Origin of the sequence: Glycomyces sp. NPDC048151, from assembly GCF_043202775.1 — a bacterium.
GTDB lineage: Bacteria > Actinomycetota > Actinomycetes > Mycobacteriales > Micromonosporaceae > Glycomyces.
Map to the genome: position 1 here is coordinate 223,903 of NZ_JBIDBB010000010.1, position 20,864 is coordinate 244,766.

The window sequence follows — 20,864 nt, forward strand, 5'->3', positions numbered from 1 at the left end:
GATCGGATCGGGGCCCTTTCGCTTTGCGCTACTTCGGCGCGGCGACCGTGACCGGGCGGGTCCGCGTGGTGCCGGTGCGCGCGTGCGTCGCGTACAGCGTGAGGCCCACGAACGTCAGGCCGCCGACGAGGTTGCCCACCACGGTGGGGATCTCGTTCCAGACCAGGTAGTCCCCCACCGAGAAGTCGCCGCCGAGCAGCAGCCCCGCGGGGAACAGGAACATGTTGACGATCGAGTGCTCGAAGCCCATGTAGAAGAACACCATCACCGGCATCCACATGCCGATGACCTTGCCGGGCACCGAGGTCGACATCATCGCGGCGACCACGCCCGTCGAGACCATCCAGTTGCACAGGACGCCGCGGATGAACAGCGTGAGCATCCCGGCCGCGCCGTGCTCGGCGTAGCCCACGGTGCGGCTCTCGCCGATGACGCCGAGCTGCTGACCGATCTCGTTGGGTTCCACGGAGAACCCGTACGTCACGATGATCGCCATCATGAGCGCCACGGTGAAGGCCCCCGCGAAGTTCCCGACGAACACCAGGCCCCAGTTGCGGAGCACGCCGCGCAGCCGCACGCCGGGGCGCTTGTCGATGAGCGCCAGCGGGACCAGCGTGAACACGCCGGTGAGCAGGTCGAAGCCGAGCAGGTACAGCATGCAGAAGCCGACCGGGAACAGCAGCGCTCCCAGCAGGGGCTGCCCGGTGTTCACCGAGATCGTGACCGCGAACGCCGCCGCGAGCGCGAGGATCGCGCCGGCCATGAAGGCGCGCAGGACGGTGTCGCGGGTCGACATGAAGACCTTCGCCTCGCCGGCGTCGATCATTCTCGCGGTGAACTCCGCGGGTTTCACATAGGACATGGGCGTCTCCTCGGGGATGGGGGTACGCCGGGGGGACGACCTCGGCCCTACCGGTTGAACCGGGTGGAGTCTCCCCAACCCTCGTTTCGCTCCCGTGAACGACAGAAGATGGCCGTGTCACAAACGCTGCACCGCAGGCGTTCTGGAGTGCGTGACACCGGCGTGAAGATCGGGTTTCCATTCGCGTTCGCGCTTGGCGGCGCTACTGGTATGCCGTTACGTTGAAAGCTCCCGTCCTAAGGAGCCCTCCATGACGCCCATCCTCTCCAAGACCGACGCCGGAGCCCTCGTCAACGCCGCCAGGATCAGGCGCGGTATGACCTGGGCGCAGGTCGCCGAGCACCTGGAGGCGCCCCTGGTGTGGACGACCGCCGCACTCCTGGGCCAGCACCCCCTGACCGCGTTGCAGGCCAAGGCGGTCTGCGAACTGCTCGAACTCGAGGAGGCGGTCGAGGAGAGCCTGCGGCTGCAGCCCTCGCGCGGCACCGACCCGGCCCTGATGTCCGACCCCACGGTGTACCGCTTCGTCGAGGCCGTGACCGTGTACGGCCCGGCCCTCAAGGAGCTCATCCACGAGGAGTTCGGGGACGGCATCATGAGCGCCATCAACTTCAACATCGACATCAAGCGCCGCCCCGACCCCGACGGCGACCGCGTCGTGGTCACCTTCGACGGCAAGTTCCTCGACTACCGCTGGTAGCCCCTGGGGCCTGGCTCAGCTCGCCGGGTCGTACCCGAACTCCCGGACCTCCTGCGCGCAGCGGCACCCGGCGGCGATCTTCGCCGCCCACTCGTACGCTGCCTCGCGGGAGGGCAGCTCGAGGACGCAGTAGCCGCCCCAGGGCACCGCGCGGCCCGGGTACGTCCCCTCGGTGACGCTGCCGTCGGCCGCCACGAGCACCGGCGCGACCTCCTCGTTGAGCCCGCCGCCGAAGACGTACACGCCCGCGGCCTTGGCCTCCTCGATGACGGCGTGGGAGTCGTCCACCACCGCCTGGAAGTCCTCCTCGGGGAACACCATGGCCTCGCTGGGGAACGAGATCAAGTACTTCGTCATGCCGGACTCCTCCGTCTCGATGCCGCGGCTCCGGAATGGGGCCGGGCCCTGAGTATGGCCTCCGGGTCCGACACCGCCCGGCGCTTCGCCCGACTCGCCGTGCCCGGGTCCGGGGGACGCGGAAGGGGCCCAAAGCTGGAAAGCTTTGGGCCCCTTCGACGTATGGTCCAGGGAGATGGGTCAGCCTAGACGGTCGTGCGTCCGCTTGTGGGCAGCTAGTGGACGCCGACGGTGCGGGTGCGGCGCATCGAGAGCACGTACTCGACGAGCTTGATGAGCACCTGCTTGGTGGACTCCCGGTTGCGGGCGTCCGTGTACATCACGGGGACGTCGTGCGAGATCTGCAGGGCGTCGCGGATGTCGTTGAGGTCGTGGAGCTGCTTGCCGTCGAAGCAGTTCACGGCCACCAGGTAGGGCAGCTTGCGGTGCTCGAAGAAGTCGATCACCGAGAAGCAGTCGGCCAGGCGGCGGGTGTCCACGAGGACGATCGCGCCGATCGCGCCGCGCACGAGCTCGTCCCACATGAACCAGAAGCGGGTCTGGCCGGGCGTGCCGAACAGGTACAGGATGAGGTCCTGGTCGATGGTGATACGGCCGAAGTCCATCGCCACCGTGGTGGTCGCCTTGTCGGGCACCAGGTTGTTGTCGTCGACGCCCTCCGAGGCGGAGGTCATGATCGCCTCGGTCGTCAACGGAGTGATCTCGGAGACCGATCCGACCAAGGTCGTCTTGCCGACGCCGAAGCCGCCGGCGATGACGATCTTGGCAGAGGTCACACGAGAGGTGTCTGCGGGTGAGTTCATGTGGGTCTATAGCCTCCTGAGTCCACTGAGGACACGCTCAAGGAGCTCGGTTCCGACCGATTCGTCGCCGCCGTCCGCGTCGAATCCGGTGGGTTCGTGCACTGCCAGCAATCCATCGGCCGCCATGTCGGCGACCAGCACGCGCGCGACGCCCAGGGGCACCTCCATGCGCGCGGCGATCTCGGCGAGGGACTGGAGGCGCCCGCCGCACAGGTCGACGATCACCTTCTGCTCCCGGCCGCCGAGGAACTGCCCGGACCGGCCGCGGGCGGTGGTCTCCACCAGCGCTTCCAGGGCGATCTCCAATTGGGGCCGCGTGCGGCCGCGAGTGACCGCGTACGGTCTGACGAGTGAGCCGGTCGGCTCATCACCACCGAGGACCATTACTTACCTCCAACCGCGACCCGCAGATCCCACAATCCTTGTGCCGCAGTCATGTCAGTTATCCGTGTACCGGATGCCAGGGGAGGCACCGGCCCGTCGCCTGGGGATGCGACGGAGGGGTTTGGTGTTCAGTTCGTCCCACTCGTGCAATGCACATTCACGGCTCTGGGCCGTGGCTGTCCCGCTCGAAAGGAGCCTACCGTGCCGTTCGCGCAACCGCCAAACGCGGCTGTGCGAGCGGCCCGGTCAGCTGCGGGCCGAAGGGGTCAGGGCCTGGCCGACGCGGTCGACCAGGAGTGCCATCTCGTAGCCGACCTGGCCGACGTCGCAGTTCTTCGAGGCCAGTACCGCGAACGACGAGCCGTCGCTGATGGACATGACGAAGAGGAAGCCGCGGTCCATCTCGACCACCGTCTGGAGGACGGCGCCGCCCTCGAAGACGCGGGACGCGCCCTGGGTGAGGCTCACCATGCCAGAGGTCACGGCCGACAGCTGGTCGGCCCGGTCCCGCGGCAGGTCCCGCGAGGAGGCCAGCAGCAGACCGTCGGCGCTGACCGCGACGGCGTGGGCCACGCCCGGCACGCGTTCGGCGAAGCCGGCCAGCAGCCAGCCCAGGTCCTGGACCGAGGTTCCACCAGTGCTCATCGTTTGCGCTCCTTAGTAGCGTCTTCCGTGTTGCGGTTCAGCGACTCAGTTACCGTCATTGCCACGTCCTCGCTGCACCCCACGGTGATAGGCCGACAGCAGGCCCCGAATGCCCTCGGGGTTGCGCTTCTGCGCGCTGACGGTCTCCTGTGATTCCTCCACGGCCCCGGGAACCAGGCGTTCCATGGGGCGGCGCTTGGGAAGTCCCACCGAGGTCGTCTCGGAGACGGTCTCGGCGAAGGCGTTGTCCACCCGCGACCAGCCGTCGTCGGCGGCCGTGCGCCAGGCGTAGGAGCCCGACTCGGTTTCGGGGGAGGTGAGGCGGCGACGTTCGGGGCCCGGAGCGGACGAGTGCTCGTCGGCGGGCTTGCTCTGCATGGGCGTCGAGCCTTCCGTGGGCTGCGGAGGGGTGGGCGGCGCCGCCTCCCAAGCCGGGGCGGGGGACTCGACCGCTTCTGACTGGTCAGCGTAGCGCGGCGCGGTTGCGTGCGCCACCTCCGCGGGCGCATCCGTCGCATGGACGGGCGACCCGTCGAACGGGGACTGCTCGGCCGCGCCGTGCGCGGGCGCCTCGTCCTCGACCTTCTTCGGGGCGGGGGTGACCGCCTTGAACCAGGCCGACTCGACCTCGCGGAAGATCGGGAGCTCGGTGGTGGCGTCCAGAGCGGACACGCGGTCCTTCTTGGCGGCGCGGGGCGCCTCCGTGCCGGCGGGCGCGGCGGCCGCGTCAGGCCACGACGGCGGGACCGGCTCCGGCTCGGGGGTGAACGCCTCGAGCTGGATCTTCGGGAGCGCGACGTGCTCGGAGGAGACGATCTCGCCGGTCACTTCCATGACCTTGCCGCTGGAGCGGCGCTCTTCGGCGAGGCCGCCGGGCCGGAACATGAAGCCCGGCTCCTCCTCCGCGGCGGGCGCGAAGTGCGTGGGGATCGCGCCGGTCTGGTTGCGGTGCAGCGAGTGCTCGCCGGTGAGCGGCTCGGCGGGCTGCGGGGGCACCGGCGGGCGCGAGGGCGCCTGCGGGGCGCTGGGCTGCCACATCGGCTGCGGCTGCGCCGGGGGCGGCGACTGCGGGCCGGGCTGGGCGACGGTGTCGAACAGGCCGGCGGGGCTCTCGGGGACCTGCGGGAGCGCGCCGGAGTTCATGCCGAGCGCGCCGCGCGGGGTGTTGTCGCGGCCTTCGAGGGAGAACGTGTCCCCGGTGTCGATGCCGTCCAGCGGCACCCCGGAGCGCAGGCCGCGCTCGGGGAGCTTCGGGTCGGTGAGGACGGCCTCGCCGAGGATGACCTCGGCGACGGTGCCGCGCTGCTCGCCGGGGCGCAGCTCGACGCGGACGTCGTGCCGCTTGGCGAGGCGGGCGACCACGACCAGGCCCATCATGCGCGAGGACGCGAGGTCGATGGCGTCGGCCGACTCCGAGAGCTGGCGGTTGATGTCGTCGATCTGCCCGGGGGGCATGCCGATGCCGATGTCGTTGATGCGCACGCGGATCGCGCCCTGGGGGGACTCGGCGGTGCGCATCTGCTCGGCCTCGACGAGGACCGGGGACTCCGGCGGGGAGAACGCGGTCGCGTTGTCCATGAGCTCGGCGATGAGGTGCACGAGGTCGTTGACCGCGGCCGGGCGGATCTCCCGCTCGGCCTCGAGGTTGCCGAACTCGATGCGGGTGTACTGCTCGACCTCGGACTGGGCGGCCTGCAGGATGTCGCCGATCGGGGCGGGGTAGCGCTCCTGGCGGGTGGAGTCCGCGCCGGCGAGCACCAGGAGGTTCTCGTCGTTGCGGCGCATGCGGGTCGCGAGGTGGTCGAGCTGGAACAGCTCGGCCAGGCGGTCCGGGTTCTCCTCGCCGCGCTCCAGGTGGTCGAGGTGGCCGATGAGCCGGTCGACGAGGTTCTGGGAGCGGCGGGCGAGGTTGATGAACATCTGGGAGACGTTGGCGCGCAGGGCGGCCTGCTCGGCCGCGATGCGGATCGCCTCGGTGTGGACGATGTTGAACGAGTGCGCCACGTTGCCGATCTCGTCGCGCTGGTCGATGTCGATGACCGCGCCGGTCTCGGCCGCGACCTCGTCGGGGGTGCGGTTGCCGATGGTCTCGGCGTCGCGCATCTGGGCCACCGCCTGGGGCAGCGACACGTGGGCGACGTCGAGCGCGCCTTCGCGCAGGCGCCGCAGGCCGGTCGCCATGTTGCGGGCGATGAGCAGGGCGATCACGGTCGCGACGACGAACGCCGCGAGGATGAGCACGGCTTCGAGCAGCAGCTGGAAGATCTGCGCGTCGCGGTCCGAGGAGGCCTGGTCGAGGACTTCCTTCGACTGGTCCTTGATGTAGGCGAGGCCGTTGTCGAGGATCGCGTCGTAGGAGGCGATGACCTCGGAGTCGACCTTCAGCTTGTTCGTGGTGCTCGCGGCGACGGCGTCGTTCTCGAACTCCAGGGCCGGCTGGGCCTCCTTGGTGTTCAGGCCGCCGACGCTGAAGAAGAACGCGAGCTGCTCGTCGCGGTCGGCGACGGTCTTGAACTCGGCCTCGGCGGTCTCGCGCATCGAGGCGTAGGCGATGAAGTTCTGCCAGCGCGTGTTGTTGATGAACTCGCGGCCGTTGCCGACGTTGATGGCGATCGCGCGCTCTTCCTCGAGGGTCTCGAGGATGGTGGTGGCGGCGGCGATGGCCTGGAGGTTCCGGGCGATGTCGGGGTCGTTGACGATGCGCGAGGAGATGTCGGTGATGGTGACGAGTTCGGCGACGAGCCGCTGGTAGACGCGGGAGGTCTGGTCGATCGAGGAGCCTGCGGCGTCTTCGGCGGCGTGGGCCCGGATCTGGAGGAGGGTCTCGTACTGGGTCTGGACGGCGTCGATGCGGTTGGTGATGTCCTCGGAGAGGTTCGGGAGCTGCCCGGCCTTCTCGTTGAAGTCGTCGTACGCGGCGTCGGTGTCGCCCTGCTGGCGGGCGACGTTCGACTCGTCGTAGAGGGTCTTGTCGATGCCCGCCACGTGCTCGCCGTCGAGGCGGAGGTGGGTGACGAGGAGGGACCGCTCCTTCTGGAGCTGGTATCTGAGGTCGGCCACGTAGGTGTTGAACTCGACGAGGTCCACCATGTCGTTGGACTCGAACACGCGGTCGGAGAGGTCGTAGAGGCGGAGGCCGGCGACGGCCACCAGGACTACGAGGGGCACCAGGAGGATCAGTCCCAGCTTGGACCGGATTCGCATGTCGGCGATGCGGGGCAGGCCGAGCGGTCCTCGTCGAGCCGCTGAACCCGCACGGTTCGAGCTGCGCTTGCTCACCTTGTCTAGCCTCCTGGGGTGGTCCTCTGTGTCAGACCGAAGGGCCCGGGCCGGGCGGGATCGGTCTCGGGCCGACGTGTCGAGTCGGCTGCCGCCGCGCCGCCGGGGTGGCGGGGGCGGCATGTGAAGCCCAGCAGATTCCATCATGACGAATGAGGGCGGCGAAATCCAGGGGCGTACTGGAGTACTGAAGAGGCCCGCGTTTGCCACCGGGTTGCTGGGCGAATCCCAAGATACACTGATCTTTCGGACACATGCGTATGCGGTATTCGGCCGTTCGGTCGTGAAGACGGCCCGTTCGGCCGACAACCCCTGTACCGGTCGGCCGAGTCCCGTCCTGTGGACGTTACCGGCGGGTCCTCTACGGGCCGCGATGGCGCGAGCACGGTTCGTGTTGACCGTTTCGCCACCTTAGTCCACTCACCGAGCGCGACCCCGCGGACACGAACGGGGGACAGATCTCGCATAGCGCCCGCAGGTCGCCACGCGACTCGCACAGGCTGTGCGACACACTTCGCCCTCCATTAGGCACGGTTGACCCACGACCTTCCTCAGGAGGCAACCCCATGACAATGCCGCTCAACGACGTGCTCGCCTCGACGCTCGAGCACCACCACTTCACTTACGGCTGGCTCAACCCCGTGATGGGCCTGGCCTTCGCCGCGGCCGGCTCCTTCCTCGGCCTGTCGGCCTCCCGCTACGCCCGCGCCGCCGCCTCCGCCGGCGGGCGCCTCCGCTGGACCCTGCTGGCCGCGCTGGCCATCGGCGGGGTCGGCATCTGGATGATGCACTTCATCGCGATGGTCGGCTTCACCGTGACCGGAGCCGACATCGCGTACGACCCCGCGCTGACCGCCGCCTCGTTCGGGCTGGCGGTCGCGGCGGTCGGCATCGGACTGTTCGTGTCCGGCGGCAAGCGCGCTGGCTGGCCGCGCTTGATCCTCGGCGGACTGGTGTGCGGCGCGGGCGTGGTCGGGATGCACTACACGGGCATGGCGGCGGTCGCGACCGGCGGGCGGGTCGTGTACGACCCGGTGCTGGTCGCGGCCTCGGCCGCGGTCGCGGTGGTCGCCTCGACGGTGGCGCTGCGGTTCACGGCTGTCGTGGACCGGCGCGGCTCGATGGCGCTGGCCGCCGCGGTCATGAGCGTCGCGGTGGTCGGCATGCACTACACGGGGATGGCGGCCGTGGAGGTCCAGGGGCCGCCGCGGGAGGACGTGTCGGGCATCAGCCCGCTCGTGCTGCTCCTGCCGATCCTGATCCTGGCGATGATCGCGATCGTCGGCATGGTGTTCGGGGTCCTGGCTTCGCCTGCGCTGGACTCGGTCGCGCGGGACGACTCGACCTCACAAGACGGTAACGCTGACCGAAATGACCGTCCTAGTGCAACTGTCCGTCTTGCGGACGCAGCCGGACAGTAGTCGTATAAGTTTCGTATCGCGCTCGCACCTCAAGCGCAACATTCCGGATACGGGCCGAGCCCGGGGAGGAAGACCACGGATGGAACACGTCAGTCACTTCACGTACGGCTGGATCAATCCCATCATGGCCTTCGGATTCGCTTTCGCGGGTTCGATCCTGGCGCTCATGTGCATGACGCAGGCCCGCCGCCAGGACGGCACGGTGAAGTCGGCGCGCAAGCGCATCCGGTGGATCGCCTTGGCGGCCTTCGCCTTGGGGGGCACCGCGATCTGGATGATGCACTTCACCGCGATGATCGGGTTCAAGGTCGTCGACTCCGACATCGGCTACGACCCGCTGAAGACGTTCCTGAGCCTGGTGGCCTCGATCGGCGCCGTGTTCTTCGGCCTGCTCGTGGCGGGGACGGGGCGGCGCAACACGGTCGCGAAGATCCTCATGGCCGGGCCGATCACCGGCATCGGCGTCGTCATCATGCACTACTCGGGCATGGCGGCGATCAACGTCTCGGGGCGGATCTGGCACGAGCAGAGCTACTTCATCGCCTCCGTGGTGATCGCGGTCGTCGCCGCGACGGCGGCCCTGTTCTGCGGCATGTACCTCGACGGCTGGCGCTGGCAGTCGGGCGCGGCGGTCATCATGGCGATCGCGATCTGCTCGATGCACTTCACCGGTATGGCCGGGGTCCGGGTGCAGTTGGCCGACCAGGGCCGGAACAGCGTGTCGGGCATCGACCCGATCATGCTGATCCTGCCGATCCTCGGGGTGGCGACCATCGGCATCATCGTGCTCCTGTTCGCGCTCATGGGGACCCAGCCGAAGATGGTCACCAAGCGCGACCAGCTCGGCATCGAGGTCGCCGACGAGGAGGTGCTGCCGACCGCGACGGGCGCGATCCCGGTGGACAAGCTCCGCGGCCCGCAGCCGGGCGCGAACCGCCAGGGCGGCAGCCGGGCCGGGCGGGTGCGCAACAAGAGCGAGCGGGCGCAGGGGCACGTCCCGGACCAGCGGACGGCGCCGATCCAGGCCCCGCAGGGCCGCCACGACGGGCCGCTCATCGTCCCCGACCGCCCCGGTGCCCGCGGGCAGCGCTCGTTCCAGCAGGCAGACCTGGAACGCACCGCCGAGCACTTCGACATCGCGCCGCGCCAGACGCCGCGCCGTTAGCTTCTCCCGCACACGTCAAGCAGCGGGAACGGGCGCCCTCTCCGGAGGGCGCCCGTTCCCGTTCCACACCTTATATATAGGGGTCGTCACGCAGCGCAGTCCCGGGCGGTGCGCGGACGCCGTAGCGGGAGCCGCTCCGGGCCCGGTCGCGTTGGGGCGCAGCGGGATCCGCGGGTGCTCCGTGACCGCCGTCCGGGACCGCTAGGAGTGCTTGGCCACTTCGACGGCGCTGCGGGCCTCTTCGAGCTTGGCGCGGAGCGCGGCAGCCATGGCGCTGCCCTCCTCGAGCTGGTCCTTGCCGACGTTGAGCGCGGCGGAGGCGGCCTCGATGCCGAGGGACTGGACCTGGCCGAGGAGCTCTTCGGTCTGGGCCTTCGTGGCCTCGACCTGGCCCTGGAGTTCGCTCACCGCTTCGATGTTCGCGTTGATCAAGCTGAGCGCTTCGTCGATGCTCGCCATGGGGCGCGGCCTTCCTGTGCGGAGTCGGGGTTCCACCAAGCGCCGCAACCGGATCGGGTCGCGGCGCGGCCGCCCGGCGGGGCGGGCCCGGTGCGCTCCAGCCTATCGGGGATCGCCGGGCCGCGCCTCCTCCGCAGGCGGCACTGGAGCGGCTGGCGGGCGAGGGCGTCGGCGAGGGACTGCCGGGCCGCTACACGCCCGCGTAGGAGTGGAGGCCGCCGAAGACCAGGTTGACGGCGGTCAGGTTGAACAGCATCACGGCGTAGCCGAGGATCGCGATCCACGGGGCGTTGGCCTTGGCGCTGCGACCCGAGACGCGGGCGTGCAGGTACGCGGCGTAGACGACCCAGGCGATGAACGCCCACACTTCCTTCGGGTCCCAGTTCCAGTAACGGCCCCAGGCGAAGTGGGCCCACACCGCGCCCGCGAAGATCCCGAAGGTCAGGAGCGGGAACGCGAACACGTGGATCTTGAACGTCAAGCGCTCCAGCGCGGTCGCGTCGGGCAGGCGCTCGGCGATGTTGAGCGGGAAGCGGACCGGCTTGCCGTCGGAGACCTGGCGGTCGTAGCGGCGCTTGAGCAGGTGCAGGATCGCGAAGACGCAGCCGATGAGGAGGATCCCGGAGGCCGCGATCGCGGCCGTCACGTGGATGACGATCCAGTACGAGTCCAGGGCCGGGACGAGCGGCCCGGCCTCGGTGTAGACCCGCACCGACGTGCCGAGGACCATCGTGACCGCGAACGTGGCGAAGAGCCCGAGGCGGCGCGGGACGCTCCCTCTGGAGACGAGGATCAGCCACGTGCACATCGACGCGAGCGCGACGCCGACGGTGTACTCGAACATGTTGCCCCACGGCCACCGTCCGGTGTAGACGACGCGGGTGACGATGCTCGCGGCGAGCGCGGCGGTGCCGAGGAACGTGAGGATCAGGCCGAGGCGGCCCGCGCCGCGCGCGGCGGCCGGGCTGATCGGCGAGTCGCCCGGGGGCGCGTCCACGGCGTCGGCGCCGTCGGCCGCGCCGACGGCCGCGAGCCGCTTGGCGCGCCCCGGGACGCGCTTGTCGAAGGCGTACTCCACGGCGTACGCGAACATCGCGCCCGCGTAGATGAGGATGGTGGCGACGAACAGCGCGTTCGCGGCTTCGGCCCCGGTCATGGTCGGCTCCCGATCGAGTCGTCGGATTCGGATGCTTGCGGCGGCTCGTGGCCGGGCGCGATCAGGGCGGTGAGCTCGTCGCACTCCTCGTCGAGGCCGTCGTAGTCGTTGCGGTTGAGCCCGGCGGTCTCGACGGTGCCGTCGGGGTTCCACCGGATCCAGAAGCGCCTGCGGCGCACCGCGAGCGCGGGCAGCAGGCCGCCCAGGAGCAGGATCGCACCGGCCAGGACGACGGGGCCGCCCGGGTCGTGGCGGACCTGGAGGACGGCGTACTGCTCGACGCCGTCGAACGTGAGGCTGGAGCCGTCCGGGAGGGTCATCGTGTCGCCGACGCCGATGACCTCGACCTGGTCGTTGACCTGCTCGAGGTTCCCGGAGGCGATCTGGGCCTCGTTGATCGCGTACACCGACTCGGGCTGGCCGTCGGCGAGGCCGAGGTCGCCGGTGTAGGCGGTGAGCGCGAGGACGGGGTTGTTCAGCTCGGGGTCGGTGCCCAGGAGCATCCCGGTGTCGTCGTAGGTGGGCACGAGGATCGCGTCGAAGCCGACCTCGGCGTCCTCGTCGACCAGCCCGGTCTCGGGATCGACGTTCGCGTCCGGGAACTTGAACGCGCCCTCGGAGTTCAGGGCCGCGTCCATGGACAGGAACTCCTGGTGGACGGTCTGGGTCTGCCCGTAGCGGTCGGTGAAGGTGGCGACGGCGGTGTAGCCGTGGCCGATGAGGAAGACGTTGGTGCCGTCGATGTTGAGCGGGTAGTTGACCTCGAGGTCGTAGTTCCCGGTCCCGCTGGCGGTCTCGTAGTCGACGTCGGCTTCGAAGGCGGTCGGGCCGCCGTCGGTGAACTCGGCGTCGAACTGATCGAGGGTCAGGCAGAAGCGCGGGAGGTCGGTCTCCTCGACCCACGCGCCGAGGCCGTACTCGTCGTACTGCTGCAGGTTGTTGCAGTAGGACTTGTCCTCGGAGAGGATCCGGTTGCCGTACCAGCTCATGAGGCTGCCGACGGCGACGCCGACGAGCATGAAGATGATGCTGGTGTGGAACAGGAGGTTCCCGGTCTCGCGCAGGTGGCCCTTCTCGGCGCTGATCGTGACGGTGCCGTCCTCGGCCTCGCGCACGGTCGTGCGCCAGCGGCGCTGCTTGAGGACGGCGCGCGCCATCGACTGGTTCGCGTCGACCGCGAGCGTCCGGTGGTAGGGGAGGATCGACATGCGCTTGGGCGCGTCGGGGACCTTGGCGCGCAAGGCCTTCCAGTGGACGCCCAGGCGCGGCAGGATGCAGCCGACGAGGCTGATCATGAGCAGCAGGTAGATCGCGGAGAACCACGGCGAGGTGTAGACGTCGAACGCCCACAGCCGGTCGAGCCACGGCGCGAGGTCGGGATGCTGTGCGTAGTAGTCGGCGACGTCGACGGCGCTGATGGAGCGCTGCGGGAACGTCGAGCCGGGGATCGCGGCGAGCGCGAGCGCCAGCAGCAGCAGGAGCGCGGTGCGCATCGCGGTCAGCTGGTGCCACCAGCGGCGCGCGAAGCCCTTGAGGCGCTTGGCGGCACCGGGTTTGGAGCGGGGCGGCGGGGTCAGGGTGGTCGTCACGGGAGGCGCACCTCGGCTCCGGGCGCGGACCGGTTCACGGCGGTCACAGGACGCTCACCCCGGCGCCGACGGTGGCGCGCAGCCAGTTCGTGAACTCCGTCCACGCGCCGGTGACGAGGGCGACGCCGACGAGGGTGAGCATGACGCCCCCGGCGATGGAGATCGCGCGGCCGTGGCGCTTGAGGAAGTCGAGGGCCCCGGCGAGGCGGTGCATGCCGACCGCGAAGAGCACGAACGGCGCGCCGAGCCCGGCGCAGTAGGCGACCATGAGGCCGACGCCGCGGGCGGAGCCGTCCTGGATGACCGCGAGGCTCGTGATCGCCGCGAGCACCGGCGAGGTGCAGGGGATCCAGGAGAGCGCGAAGACCGCGCCGAACAGTGGGGCCCCGGCGAGGCCCACGGCCGGACGCCACCTGGGGGCGAAGCCGCCGCGGGTGGGGATGAGGCCGATGAACATGAGGCCCATGGCGATCATGACGATCCCGGCGACGGTCTCCAGCGTCGAGGAGTTGGTGAGGAGCGCGCGTCCGGCGCTCTGGAGCGCGAAGACCACCGTCGTGTAGACGGCGGTGAACCCGGCGACGAACAGGAGCGCGCCTGTCAGGACGCGTCCGGTGCGGCGGTCCTTCGTGAGCTCCTGGCCGCTCATCCCGGTCACATAGGACACGTATCCGGGCATGAGCGGGAGCGTGCACGGGGACGCGAACGAGACGAGCCCGGCGAGCGCGGCCACGCCGAAGGCGAGCAGCAGCGGCCCGGAGGCGGCGGTCTCGGCGGGGTTCACTCGGACTCCCCGCGCGGCACGGGCTCGGCGGTGCCGTCGAGGCGCTTCTTCACCAGCGCGCCGACCGCGACGGCGGCGAGCGCGGCGGTCCCGGCCATGACGGCGCCCTTGGCGGCCTTGCGGAGCTTGGGGTGTCGGGACTCGCTCATCAGGACTCCAAGGCCTTGTCGATGTCGGCGATGATGGTTTCGGCGTCGTCGATCGCGCCACGCCAGATGGAGAAGACCCGGTGCTCGGCGTCGATCACGATGGTCGCGGGGATGTCGTTCGGGGAGAGCCCGTAGTCGACGAACTGGTCGGCGACGCGCCCGGCCTCGTCGGACAGGGACGGGTACTCGACGCCCCAGCGCTGCTCGAAGGCGCGCGCGGCGTCGGGGGTGTCGCGGATGTTGACGCCGAGGAACTGGACCCGCTGGTCCTCCCCGGAGCTGACGGCCCGCTCCATGAAGGTGTTCCAGGCCTCGACGAGGTAAGGCGCTTCGGCGACGCACGGCGGGCACCAGGAGCCCCAGAAGTTGACGACGATGACCTGCCCGGCCCAGTCGTCGGTGTCGATCGGGTTGCCGTCGAGGTCCTCGCCGGTGAGGCGGGGCGCGTCGAAGCGGTCGCCGGGCTCCTCCCAGCGGTAGTTCGAGCCGTCGCCGGAGACGAACCTGTCGCGGTTGATCTCGTTGACGCGGTTCGCGTTCTCGCCGCCTGTCTCGGAGCAGGCGGCGAGGGCCAGCAGCGGCACAGCCGCCAGCATCGTCCTCCGCCGCAGGGCCATCCTCAGGCGCCCTTGGCCTTCCGAGCGGACTCGGACTTGAGGACGAGGTGCGCGGCGGGCTCGGAGTACTCGATGCGGGCGAGCTTCGCGCCTTCGTAGACGAAGCTCGTGATCGAGGCGAGCGCGCACTCGCGCTGGCGCGGGTCGTGCCACAGGCGCTTGCGCTCGGCGAAGCGGCGGGCCGTCCAGATCGGCAGCTGGTGGCTGACGAGGACCGCTTCGGCGCCTTCGGCGGTCGTGCGGGCCTGCTCGACGGCCTCCATCATGCGGCGCGCGATGTCCAGGTACGCCTCGCCCCAGGAGGGGCGGAAGGGGTCGCGCAGGCGCCACCAGTAGCGGGGCTGGCGCAGGGCGCCGTCGCCGACGCCGACGCGCAGGCCCTCGAAGGAGTTCCCGGCCTCGATGAGGCCGTCGTAGGTGGTGACGTCCATGCGGTAGGAGGCGGCCACCGGTTCGGCGGTCTCCTGCGCGCGCTGGAGCGGGGAGGCCCCGACGTGGACGACGTCGCGTCCGGCGAGGCGCTCGGCGGCGGCCACCGCCATCTCGCGTCCCAGCGCCGAGAGGCCGAAGCCGGGGATGCGCCCGTAGAGGATGCCGTCCGGGTTGTGGACCTCGCCGTGGCGCAGCAGGTGGACGATGGTGGTGGAGCCGCTCATGAGCGCACCTTAGCCGCGGCTTCGGCCGCGGTGTGCATGGCCTGTTCGATGTGTGACAGGGCTTCCTCGTCGATCGCGGCCGAGGTGAACCAGCATTCGAAGGCGCTCGGGGGCAGGTAGACGCCGCCTTCGAGCATGGCGTGGAAGAACGCGCCGTACGCCTCGGTGTCCTGGGCTTTCGCCTCGGTGAAGTTCGTGACGGGCCCCTCTGCGAAGAACACGCTGAACAGGTTCGACGGGGCCGAGACGTAGTGCGGGACGCCGGCCTTGGTGAGCGCCTCGGCCGCCATGCGCTGGAGTTCGGCGGCGGTCGCGTCGAGGGTGCGGTAGACGTCGGCGTCGCAGGCGCGGAGGGTCGCGAGCCCGGCGGCGACCGCGAGCGGGTTCCCCGAGAGCGTCCCGGCCTGGTAGACGGGTCCGGCGGGGCTGATGCGGGACATGAGGTCGGCGCGGCCGCCGAACGCGGCGGCGGGCAGGCCGCCGCCCATGACCTTGCCGTACGTGTAGAGGTCGGCGGGGGCGGCGAGGCCGCCGGGGCCGACGCGGAAGCCGGTCATGACCTCGTCGGAGATCAGGAGCGCGCCGCGGGCGCGGGTGACGGCGTGGAGCTTTTCGTTGAAGCCGTCGAGCGGCTCGATCGCGCCCATGTTGCCGGGGACGGCCTCGGTGATGACCGCGGCGATCTGCCCGGGGTGGGCGGCGAACGCGGCCTCGACGGCTTCGATGTCGTTGTAGGGGACGACGATCGTGTCGGCCGCGGCGGCAGCCGGGACGCCCGGCGAGTCCGGGTGGCCGAGGGTCGCGACGCCCGAGCCGGCTTCGGCGAGGAAGTAGTCGGCGTGGCCGTGGTAGCAGCCAGCGAACTTGACGATCTTGTCGCGGCCGGTCGCGGCGCGCGCGAGGCGGACGGCGCTCATGGTCGCCTCGGTGCCGGAGGAGACGAGGCGGACCATCTCGCACGGGGTGCGCTCGACGATGAGCTCCGCGAGCTCGATCTCGGCGACGGTGGGCGCGCCGTAGGAGGTGCCGCGCGCGGCGGCCTCGGCGAGGGCCGCGACGACGTCGGGGTGGGCGTGGCCGAGGATGAGCGGGCCCCAGGAGCCGACCAGGTCGATGTAGGTGTTGCCGTCGACGTCGGTCATGCGCGCCCCGGAGGCCTCGCGGATGAACACCGGGTCGCCGCCGACGCCGCGGAAGGCCCGCACCGGCGAGTTGACGCCGCCGGGGATGACGCGGGCGGCGCGCGCGATGGCGGCCGCGGAGGCGGAACGGGTGCGGGCGGCCTGCGGTTGCCTGTCAGTCACGGGGTCAGCATCGCACACGGGGCGGCGGGCGAACGGCCCGCCGCCCCGACCCTGTTGCGCGCTAGGCGACCGCCCTGAGGCGGGCGCTCTCCAGGTTCACCGGGTGGACGAGCCGGTCGGCGAAACCGGCCGCGACCGCCGGGCGCGGGCGCAGCCGGTCGGCCAGCGGCGCGGCCTCCGTCCGCGCTTCGCGGGCAGTGCCGAGCGCGGCCTCCGGTTCCGGCCGCGACGCCTCCGGGGCCGAGCCGGTCAGCAGCCAGCGCAGCGGCGCGGGGACCCGGTACACGGCCTGGTCCATCGCGGGCCGCTCGATGACGACCAGCGCCACGTCGACGAGCTCGACGAGCGCTTCAAGGCTCCCGTCCCGCTGGCGGCACAGGTCGAGCACGGCGTCCACGGTGGCCCCGGCCGGGCGGGCCGCGAGTTCCAGCAGGACGGCGCGGGCCGGGCCGGAGATCGCGGCGACGGCGTCGTCGATGGCGGCGCGGAAGCGGCCGCCGCCGTCGAGCGCGCCGACGGGGTCGTCGCTGAGGTAGCGCAGGGCCACACCGGGAGAGCCGAGGGCGGTGACCTCGGCGAGCGCGGTGAGGGCGGGCACGAATCCGTCGACGGCGGCGGCGAGGTCGCGGCAGTCCGCGGCGGTCCACGGGGCGGCGCGCTCCTCGCAGTACCCGGCGAGGATCGCGGCGCTCACGTCCGCGGGCGCGGGCCCGAGGGCGCGTTTGGCCTCGCCGGGGAGCTCGAGGGGGCGGGCGCCGACGGCGAGGACGCTGACGCCGGGGCAGTCGTGGAGGAGCCGTTCGACGTCGGGGGCGTGCGTGCGGTCGACGTCGTCGAGGACGAGGAGCGCGGTGGCCTCGCGGAGCCGGTCGGCGGCGGTCTCGACGGCGGGCCGGAACAGCTCGGGGCGGCGGCCGAGGGCGTCGAGGAGGGCCGCGCCGAGGTCGTCCCCGGCGCGGCAGTACCAGACGCCGTGCTCGTAGAACGCGAGGCGGCGGCGGGCCCAGGCCTTGGCGACGGTGGTCTTGCCGCAGCCGCCGAGTCCGGTGAGGGTGACGAGGCGGTGGACGGCGAAGGCGCGGTCGAGTTCGCGGTACTCCCCCGGCCGTTCGACGGGTGGTTTGAGGTCGGCGGGCAGGTGGTGGGTGAGGGGCCGGACGGGCGGCGGCGGGAACGCGGTCGGGAGTCCGGGCGCGGCGAGCTGGACGAGTTCGGTGGCTTCGGGCAGGCCGCGGAGTTCGAAGTCGCCGAGGCGGTGGACCGCGGCGGGCGGGAGCCCGGCGGCGGCGGCGCACGCGGCGGAGGCGAGGACCTGGTCGCCGTGTGCGGCGGAGCAGATGCGGGCGGTGCGGTGGACCTCGGGTGTGGCGTAGCCGCCCGCGGAGGGCCAGGCCTCGCCCGTGTGGAGTCCTATGCGGACTTTGGGGCGGAGGGGGCGGCCGTCGTGGTCGGGCCAGTGGGCGCCGCGCAGGGCGGTCTGTATGCCGATGGCGGCGGCGCAGGCGTCGGCGGCGTGGTGGAAGGCGACGAAGAACGAGTCGCCCTCGGTGTCGATCTCGGTGCCGCCGTTGGCGCGCAGGACTTCTCTGACGAGCGCGCGGTGGCGGTGGAGGACGACGCGGTAGCGCTCGGCGCCGAGCCCGGTGGCGAGGCGGGTCGAGCCTTCGATGTCGGTGAACATGAACGTGACGTCGCCGGAGGGCAGCGGGGCGGGCCGGGCGGCGCTGCCGCGGTCCGCTTCTTCCGCCGCGCCGCCATTGCCGGAGGCGCTGTCGGACGCGCATTCTGCATTGCCGTCGGCAATGGCCGCATCCGCGCAGCGGTATTCCACATCGGACGCTCTTCTGTATCCAGGTCCGTTGTCCCCGAGAGGAAGGGCAAAGGCTGTCAGTGCGGCGTGCGATGCCGTTGTCGTATCCACGTGTCGATCAACTTTCGTTCAGCCCCCGTATGCCGGGCTGTGGCGCGCTGGTGCGCGGGCACAATGCCCAGCGGCCTCACAGTGTCACCCCCATCTCAGTCGGTTACCTGCCGTGATGGGAACTGGCACCCGGTCTGCACGCCGCTTCCAGCGCAGACGCGGACATGAGGCGTTCTCGCCGCGGGTTTGCTCGTGGCAACCACCGTCCGTTGGGAGAACGAGTCGCGCGCCGCTCGGTCGCGGCCGATTTCGGAATTATTGGCGCTCAGGCGTTGCCCGAGGGGACGAAATTAGGGAATACTCGCTTTCAGTCCGGTCCCTCGCGAACGCGCCCCGCCGCGCCGTCACCACGACGGTCCGCCGGGACCCGGGCGCACTCCGGCACCGCGGCACCGGTGCCGCACCGCCGCGCCGACCCTGCACCGCCCCGGCCCGGCGGCCCCGCCGATCCGCACCGCGGCCCCGAACGCCCCGACCGAGCAGCGCTCGACCAGAAAGGACGCCCCCTCCCGTGTCGTTCACGACTGCAGCCACCGCCCTGCCGAAGCTCGTCCTGCGGGCGCTTCGCCGCGCCCCGGGACTGCTGTGGCGGGCCCTCAAGCGCACGCCGCGCGCACTGTGGCTGGGCGTCAGACGCACCCCGCGCGTCCTGTGGCTCGGCGTCAAGGGCACCGGCAGGGGCCTGCGCGCCGCCTGGCGCGGACTGCGCGCCCCGGCCGGACGCCTCAGCGTCCAGGTCGCCTTCACCGTGCTCGCCCTCGCCGGAGCCCTCACCGCGGGCTGGCTCGTCGTCCCCAGTGCCGGACCGGCCTGGTCCTTCGGCACCGAGCCGACCCCCGAAGCCGCCGAGACCCCCCTCGCGCTCTCCCCCGAAGGCGCCATCGCGGAGGCCCCCGCCGCGGGCCTGCCCGCCGAGACCGGCACCATCGGCGACATCCTCGCGCCCACCCAGACCCCCACCGAGTCCCCCACCAGCGCCGCCGCCACCCCCGGCGGCCTCGAGACGTGGGCCGCGAACCTCAGCGACCTCGGCATCCCCCAGCGCGCCCTCGTCGCGTACGGACGCGGCGAACTCGTCTCCGCCGCCCAGAACCCCGGCTGCAACCTCTCCTGGACCACCCTCGCGGGCATCGGCGCCACCGAGACCACCCACGGGACCATCGACGGCAACCAGATCCAGGCCGACGGCACCACGCTGACCCAGATCATCGGGCCCATCCACGGCGAATGGGGGCCCATGCAGTTCCTCCCCAGCACATGGGAGCACTGGAAGGCCGACGGCGACGGGGACGGTAAGTCCGACCCGCACGACATCGACGACGCCGTCACCGCCGCCGCCAACTACCTCTGCCACGACAACAGGGACATGAGCAGGCCGGACGGCTGGTACGCCGCCCTGTGGAGCTACAACCCCCGCGACGACTACGTCAAGAAGGTCTTCGACCGCGCCGACGAGTACGGCAGGAAGAGCACCGCCTGACAGATCCCCCGAACCGCTGCATGCTGTGAGGAGGGGGTTCCGTTCGGTGACGATTTCGGGTAAGGATAAGAGATGCCCCTGAAGCAGCTCGCTCCCGGCGAGATGACGGCCGACGACCTCCACGACTGGTGCTCGGTCCTCAACGACATGACCGCAGCGGACATGCCGGGCGAGCCGCGCTGGCGCACCGACCGCCTCAGCGACTACCTCACCGGGTCGATCCCCGGCGACCGCCGGTTCCTGTTCATGGACCGCGACGCCGACGGCGACCTCGTGGGGCACGCGAGCCTCATCCTCTTCGGCGGCGAGCAGGCCGGGACCGGGGTCGTCGAGATGTCGACCCGGCCGTCCGCGCGCGGCAAGGGCGTCGGCTCCCGGCTGCTGCGGGCCGTCGCCGAATGCGCGAAGGCGAACGGCTGCCGGACCCTGTCCGTCGAGGTCATCGCCACCACCCCGGCCGTGGGGTTCTACGACCGGCACGGCTTCGCGCGCGCCGTCGTCGAGCAGCGGCACCTGCTGCGCTGGGCCGACATCGACTGGGAGAAGATCGAGCAGGCCGCCGGGCGGCTCGCCGCCGGGTACCGCCTCGAATACCACGCCGGGGGCGTCCCCGACCGGCTCATGGACTCCTACGCGGAGGTCAAGGCCAACCTGCGCTCCAGCCCCGGGAACGTCGCGTTCGTGCCCGAATGGCGCGGTTCGGCGTACGCCCCGGCCCTGCGCGACTCGTTCCAGACCCTCGCGCGGCGCGGCATGCGCTCACACATCGCCGTCGCCATCAGCGAGCCGTTCGGGCAGGTCGTCGGCCTCACCGAGCTCGTCGTCTCCGCGCAGCGGCCCACCCGCGCCGACCAGTACGACACCGTCGTCGCGCCCCAGCACCGCTCGTACGGGCTCGCGATGACCATGAAGGCCCGCCTCCTCACCGAGCTGCGCCGCGCCGAACCGCAGCTCGTGGACGTCCAGACGTGGACCCTGGAGACCGCCGACGACGTCCGCTGGATCAACGGCGAGCTCGGGTTCGTCCACGACGTCGACTGGTACGACTACGAGGCCGACGTGGACAAGCTCCTCGCCCGGCTCGCCCGCCGCGGCTGAAAATCCCGACACCTTTGGGGCGCAATCGTTTGCGG

Annotated in this window: 20 protein-coding genes; 5 read left to right on the forward strand and 15 right to left on the reverse strand. The window is 71.2% G+C overall.

Annotated elements, in window-relative coordinates:
• Positions 1-28: 28 nt before the first annotated feature.
• Positions 29-862, reverse strand: a complete 834-nt coding sequence (locus ACGGCP_RS23775) for a formate/nitrite transporter family protein (RefSeq protein WP_392970079.1) — start codon at positions 860-862, stop codon at positions 29-31.
• A 250-nt stretch (positions 863-1,112) separates the two neighbouring features.
• Between ACGGCP_RS23775 and cynS the strand changes: the two genes are divergently transcribed.
• Positions 1,113-1,562, forward strand: a complete 450-nt coding sequence (gene cynS, locus ACGGCP_RS23780) for a cyanase (protein ID WP_392970082.1) — start codon at positions 1,113-1,115, stop codon at positions 1,560-1,562.
• Positions 1,563-1,577: 15 nt separating this feature from the next.
• On the opposite strand, the gene ACGGCP_RS23785 is transcribed toward cynS, so the two are convergent.
• The 5 genes from ACGGCP_RS23785 to ACGGCP_RS23805 form a co-directional block, all read right to left on the reverse strand.
• Positions 1,578-1,919, reverse strand: a complete 342-nt coding sequence (locus tag ACGGCP_RS23785; RefSeq protein WP_392970085.1) for a YciI family protein — start codon at positions 1,917-1,919, stop codon at positions 1,578-1,580.
• Positions 1,920-2,134: 215 nt separating this feature from the next.
• The gene (locus tag ACGGCP_RS23790) at positions 2,135-2,722 is read right to left on the reverse strand and encodes an ATP/GTP-binding protein (RefSeq protein WP_208499596.1); all 588 of its coding nucleotides are present in this window, start codon (positions 2,720-2,722) and stop codon (positions 2,135-2,137) included.
• 6 nt (positions 2,723-2,728) lie between these two features.
• Positions 2,729-3,106: a DUF742 domain-containing protein gene (locus tag ACGGCP_RS23795; protein ID WP_106364086.1), complete on the reverse strand. Its 378-nt coding sequence runs from the start codon at positions 3,104-3,106 to the stop codon at positions 2,729-2,731.
• A 246-nt stretch (positions 3,107-3,352) separates the two neighbouring features.
• Positions 3,353-3,751, reverse strand: coding sequence for a roadblock/LC7 domain-containing protein (locus tag ACGGCP_RS23800; protein WP_392970089.1), 399 nt, complete (start codon positions 3,749-3,751; stop codon positions 3,353-3,355).
• A 45-nt stretch (positions 3,752-3,796) separates the two neighbouring features.
• Complete coding sequence (locus tag ACGGCP_RS23805; protein WP_392970092.1) at positions 3,797-6,955, reverse strand: nitrate- and nitrite sensing domain-containing protein; 3,159 nt, start codon at positions 6,953-6,955, stop codon at positions 3,797-3,799.
• A 641-nt stretch (positions 6,956-7,596) separates the two neighbouring features.
• Between ACGGCP_RS23805 and ACGGCP_RS23810 the strand changes: the two genes are divergently transcribed.
• Both ACGGCP_RS23810 and ACGGCP_RS23815 read left to right on the forward strand, forming a co-directional pair.
• Positions 7,597-8,451, forward strand: a complete 855-nt coding sequence (locus ACGGCP_RS23810) for an MHYT domain-containing protein (RefSeq protein ID WP_392970095.1) — start codon at positions 7,597-7,599, stop codon at positions 8,449-8,451.
• Between the two features lie 79 nt (positions 8,452-8,530).
• Positions 8,531-9,616 (forward strand): MHYT domain-containing protein, encoded by a 1,086-nt coding sequence (locus tag ACGGCP_RS23815; RefSeq protein ID WP_392970098.1) that lies wholly within the window; start codon positions 8,531-8,533, stop codon positions 9,614-9,616.
• Positions 9,617-9,817: 201 nt separating this feature from the next.
• On the opposite strand, the gene ACGGCP_RS23820 is transcribed toward ACGGCP_RS23815, so the two are convergent.
• The 9 genes from ACGGCP_RS23820 to ACGGCP_RS23860 all read right to left on the reverse strand — a co-directional run bounded on the left by ACGGCP_RS23820 (position 9,818) and on the right by ACGGCP_RS23860 (position 18,161).
• Positions 9,818-10,075: a hypothetical protein gene (locus ACGGCP_RS23820; RefSeq protein ID WP_392970101.1), complete on the reverse strand. Its 258-nt coding sequence runs from the start codon at positions 10,073-10,075 to the stop codon at positions 9,818-9,820.
• Between the two features lie 190 nt (positions 10,076-10,265).
• A complete protein-coding gene (gene ccsB, locus ACGGCP_RS23825; protein WP_392970104.1) occupies positions 10,266-11,231 on the reverse strand; it encodes a c-type cytochrome biogenesis protein CcsB in 966 nt (321 codons plus the stop codon).
• Positions 11,228-12,820: a cytochrome c biogenesis protein ResB gene (locus tag ACGGCP_RS23830; RefSeq protein ID WP_392970107.1), complete on the reverse strand. Its 1,593-nt coding sequence runs from the start codon at positions 12,818-12,820 to the stop codon at positions 11,228-11,230. Before ACGGCP_RS23830 ends, ccsB begins: the two co-directional genes overlap by 4 nt.
• A 43-nt stretch (positions 12,821-12,863) precedes the next feature.
• Entirely contained in the window at positions 12,864-13,604 is a 741-nt protein-coding gene (locus tag ACGGCP_RS23835; RefSeq protein WP_392970110.1) for a cytochrome c biogenesis CcdA family protein, read from the reverse strand.
• Positions 13,601-13,753, reverse strand: coding sequence for a hypothetical protein (locus tag ACGGCP_RS23840; protein ID WP_392970112.1), 153 nt, complete (start codon positions 13,751-13,753; stop codon positions 13,601-13,603). The genes ACGGCP_RS23835 and ACGGCP_RS23840 overlap by 4 nt, the downstream gene beginning before the upstream one ends.
• Positions 13,753-14,349: a TlpA family protein disulfide reductase gene (locus tag ACGGCP_RS23845; RefSeq protein ID WP_392970114.1), complete on the reverse strand. Its 597-nt coding sequence runs from the start codon at positions 14,347-14,349 to the stop codon at positions 13,753-13,755. Before ACGGCP_RS23845 ends, ACGGCP_RS23840 begins: the two co-directional genes overlap by 1 nt.
• A 23-nt stretch (positions 14,350-14,372) precedes the next feature.
• The gene (locus ACGGCP_RS23850; protein ID WP_392970116.1) at positions 14,373-15,026 is read right to left on the reverse strand and encodes a histidine phosphatase family protein; all 654 of its coding nucleotides are present in this window, start codon (positions 15,024-15,026) and stop codon (positions 14,373-14,375) included.
• Positions 15,023-16,330: a glutamate-1-semialdehyde 2,1-aminomutase gene (hemL, locus tag ACGGCP_RS23855; RefSeq protein WP_392970118.1), complete on the reverse strand. Its 1,308-nt coding sequence runs from the start codon at positions 16,328-16,330 to the stop codon at positions 15,023-15,025. The genes ACGGCP_RS23850 and hemL overlap by 4 nt, the downstream gene beginning before the upstream one ends.
• A 61-nt stretch (positions 16,331-16,391) precedes the next feature.
• Positions 16,392-18,161: an adenylate/guanylate cyclase domain-containing protein gene (locus ACGGCP_RS23860; protein WP_392970120.1), complete on the reverse strand. Its 1,770-nt coding sequence runs from the start codon at positions 18,159-18,161 to the stop codon at positions 16,392-16,394.
• A 601-nt stretch (positions 18,162-18,762) separates the two neighbouring features.
• Here ACGGCP_RS23860 and ACGGCP_RS23865 point away from each other — a divergent pair.
• A complete protein-coding gene (locus ACGGCP_RS23865; protein ID WP_392970122.1) occupies positions 18,763-19,731 on the forward strand; it encodes a lytic murein transglycosylase in 969 nt (322 codons plus the stop codon).
• A gap of 72 nt (positions 19,732-19,803) precedes the next feature.
• The gene (locus tag ACGGCP_RS23870; protein ID WP_392970123.1) at positions 19,804-20,829 is read left to right on the forward strand and encodes a GNAT family N-acetyltransferase; all 1,026 of its coding nucleotides are present in this window, start codon (positions 19,804-19,806) and stop codon (positions 20,827-20,829) included.
• The last annotated feature ends 35 nt before the right edge of the window (positions 20,830-20,864 follow it).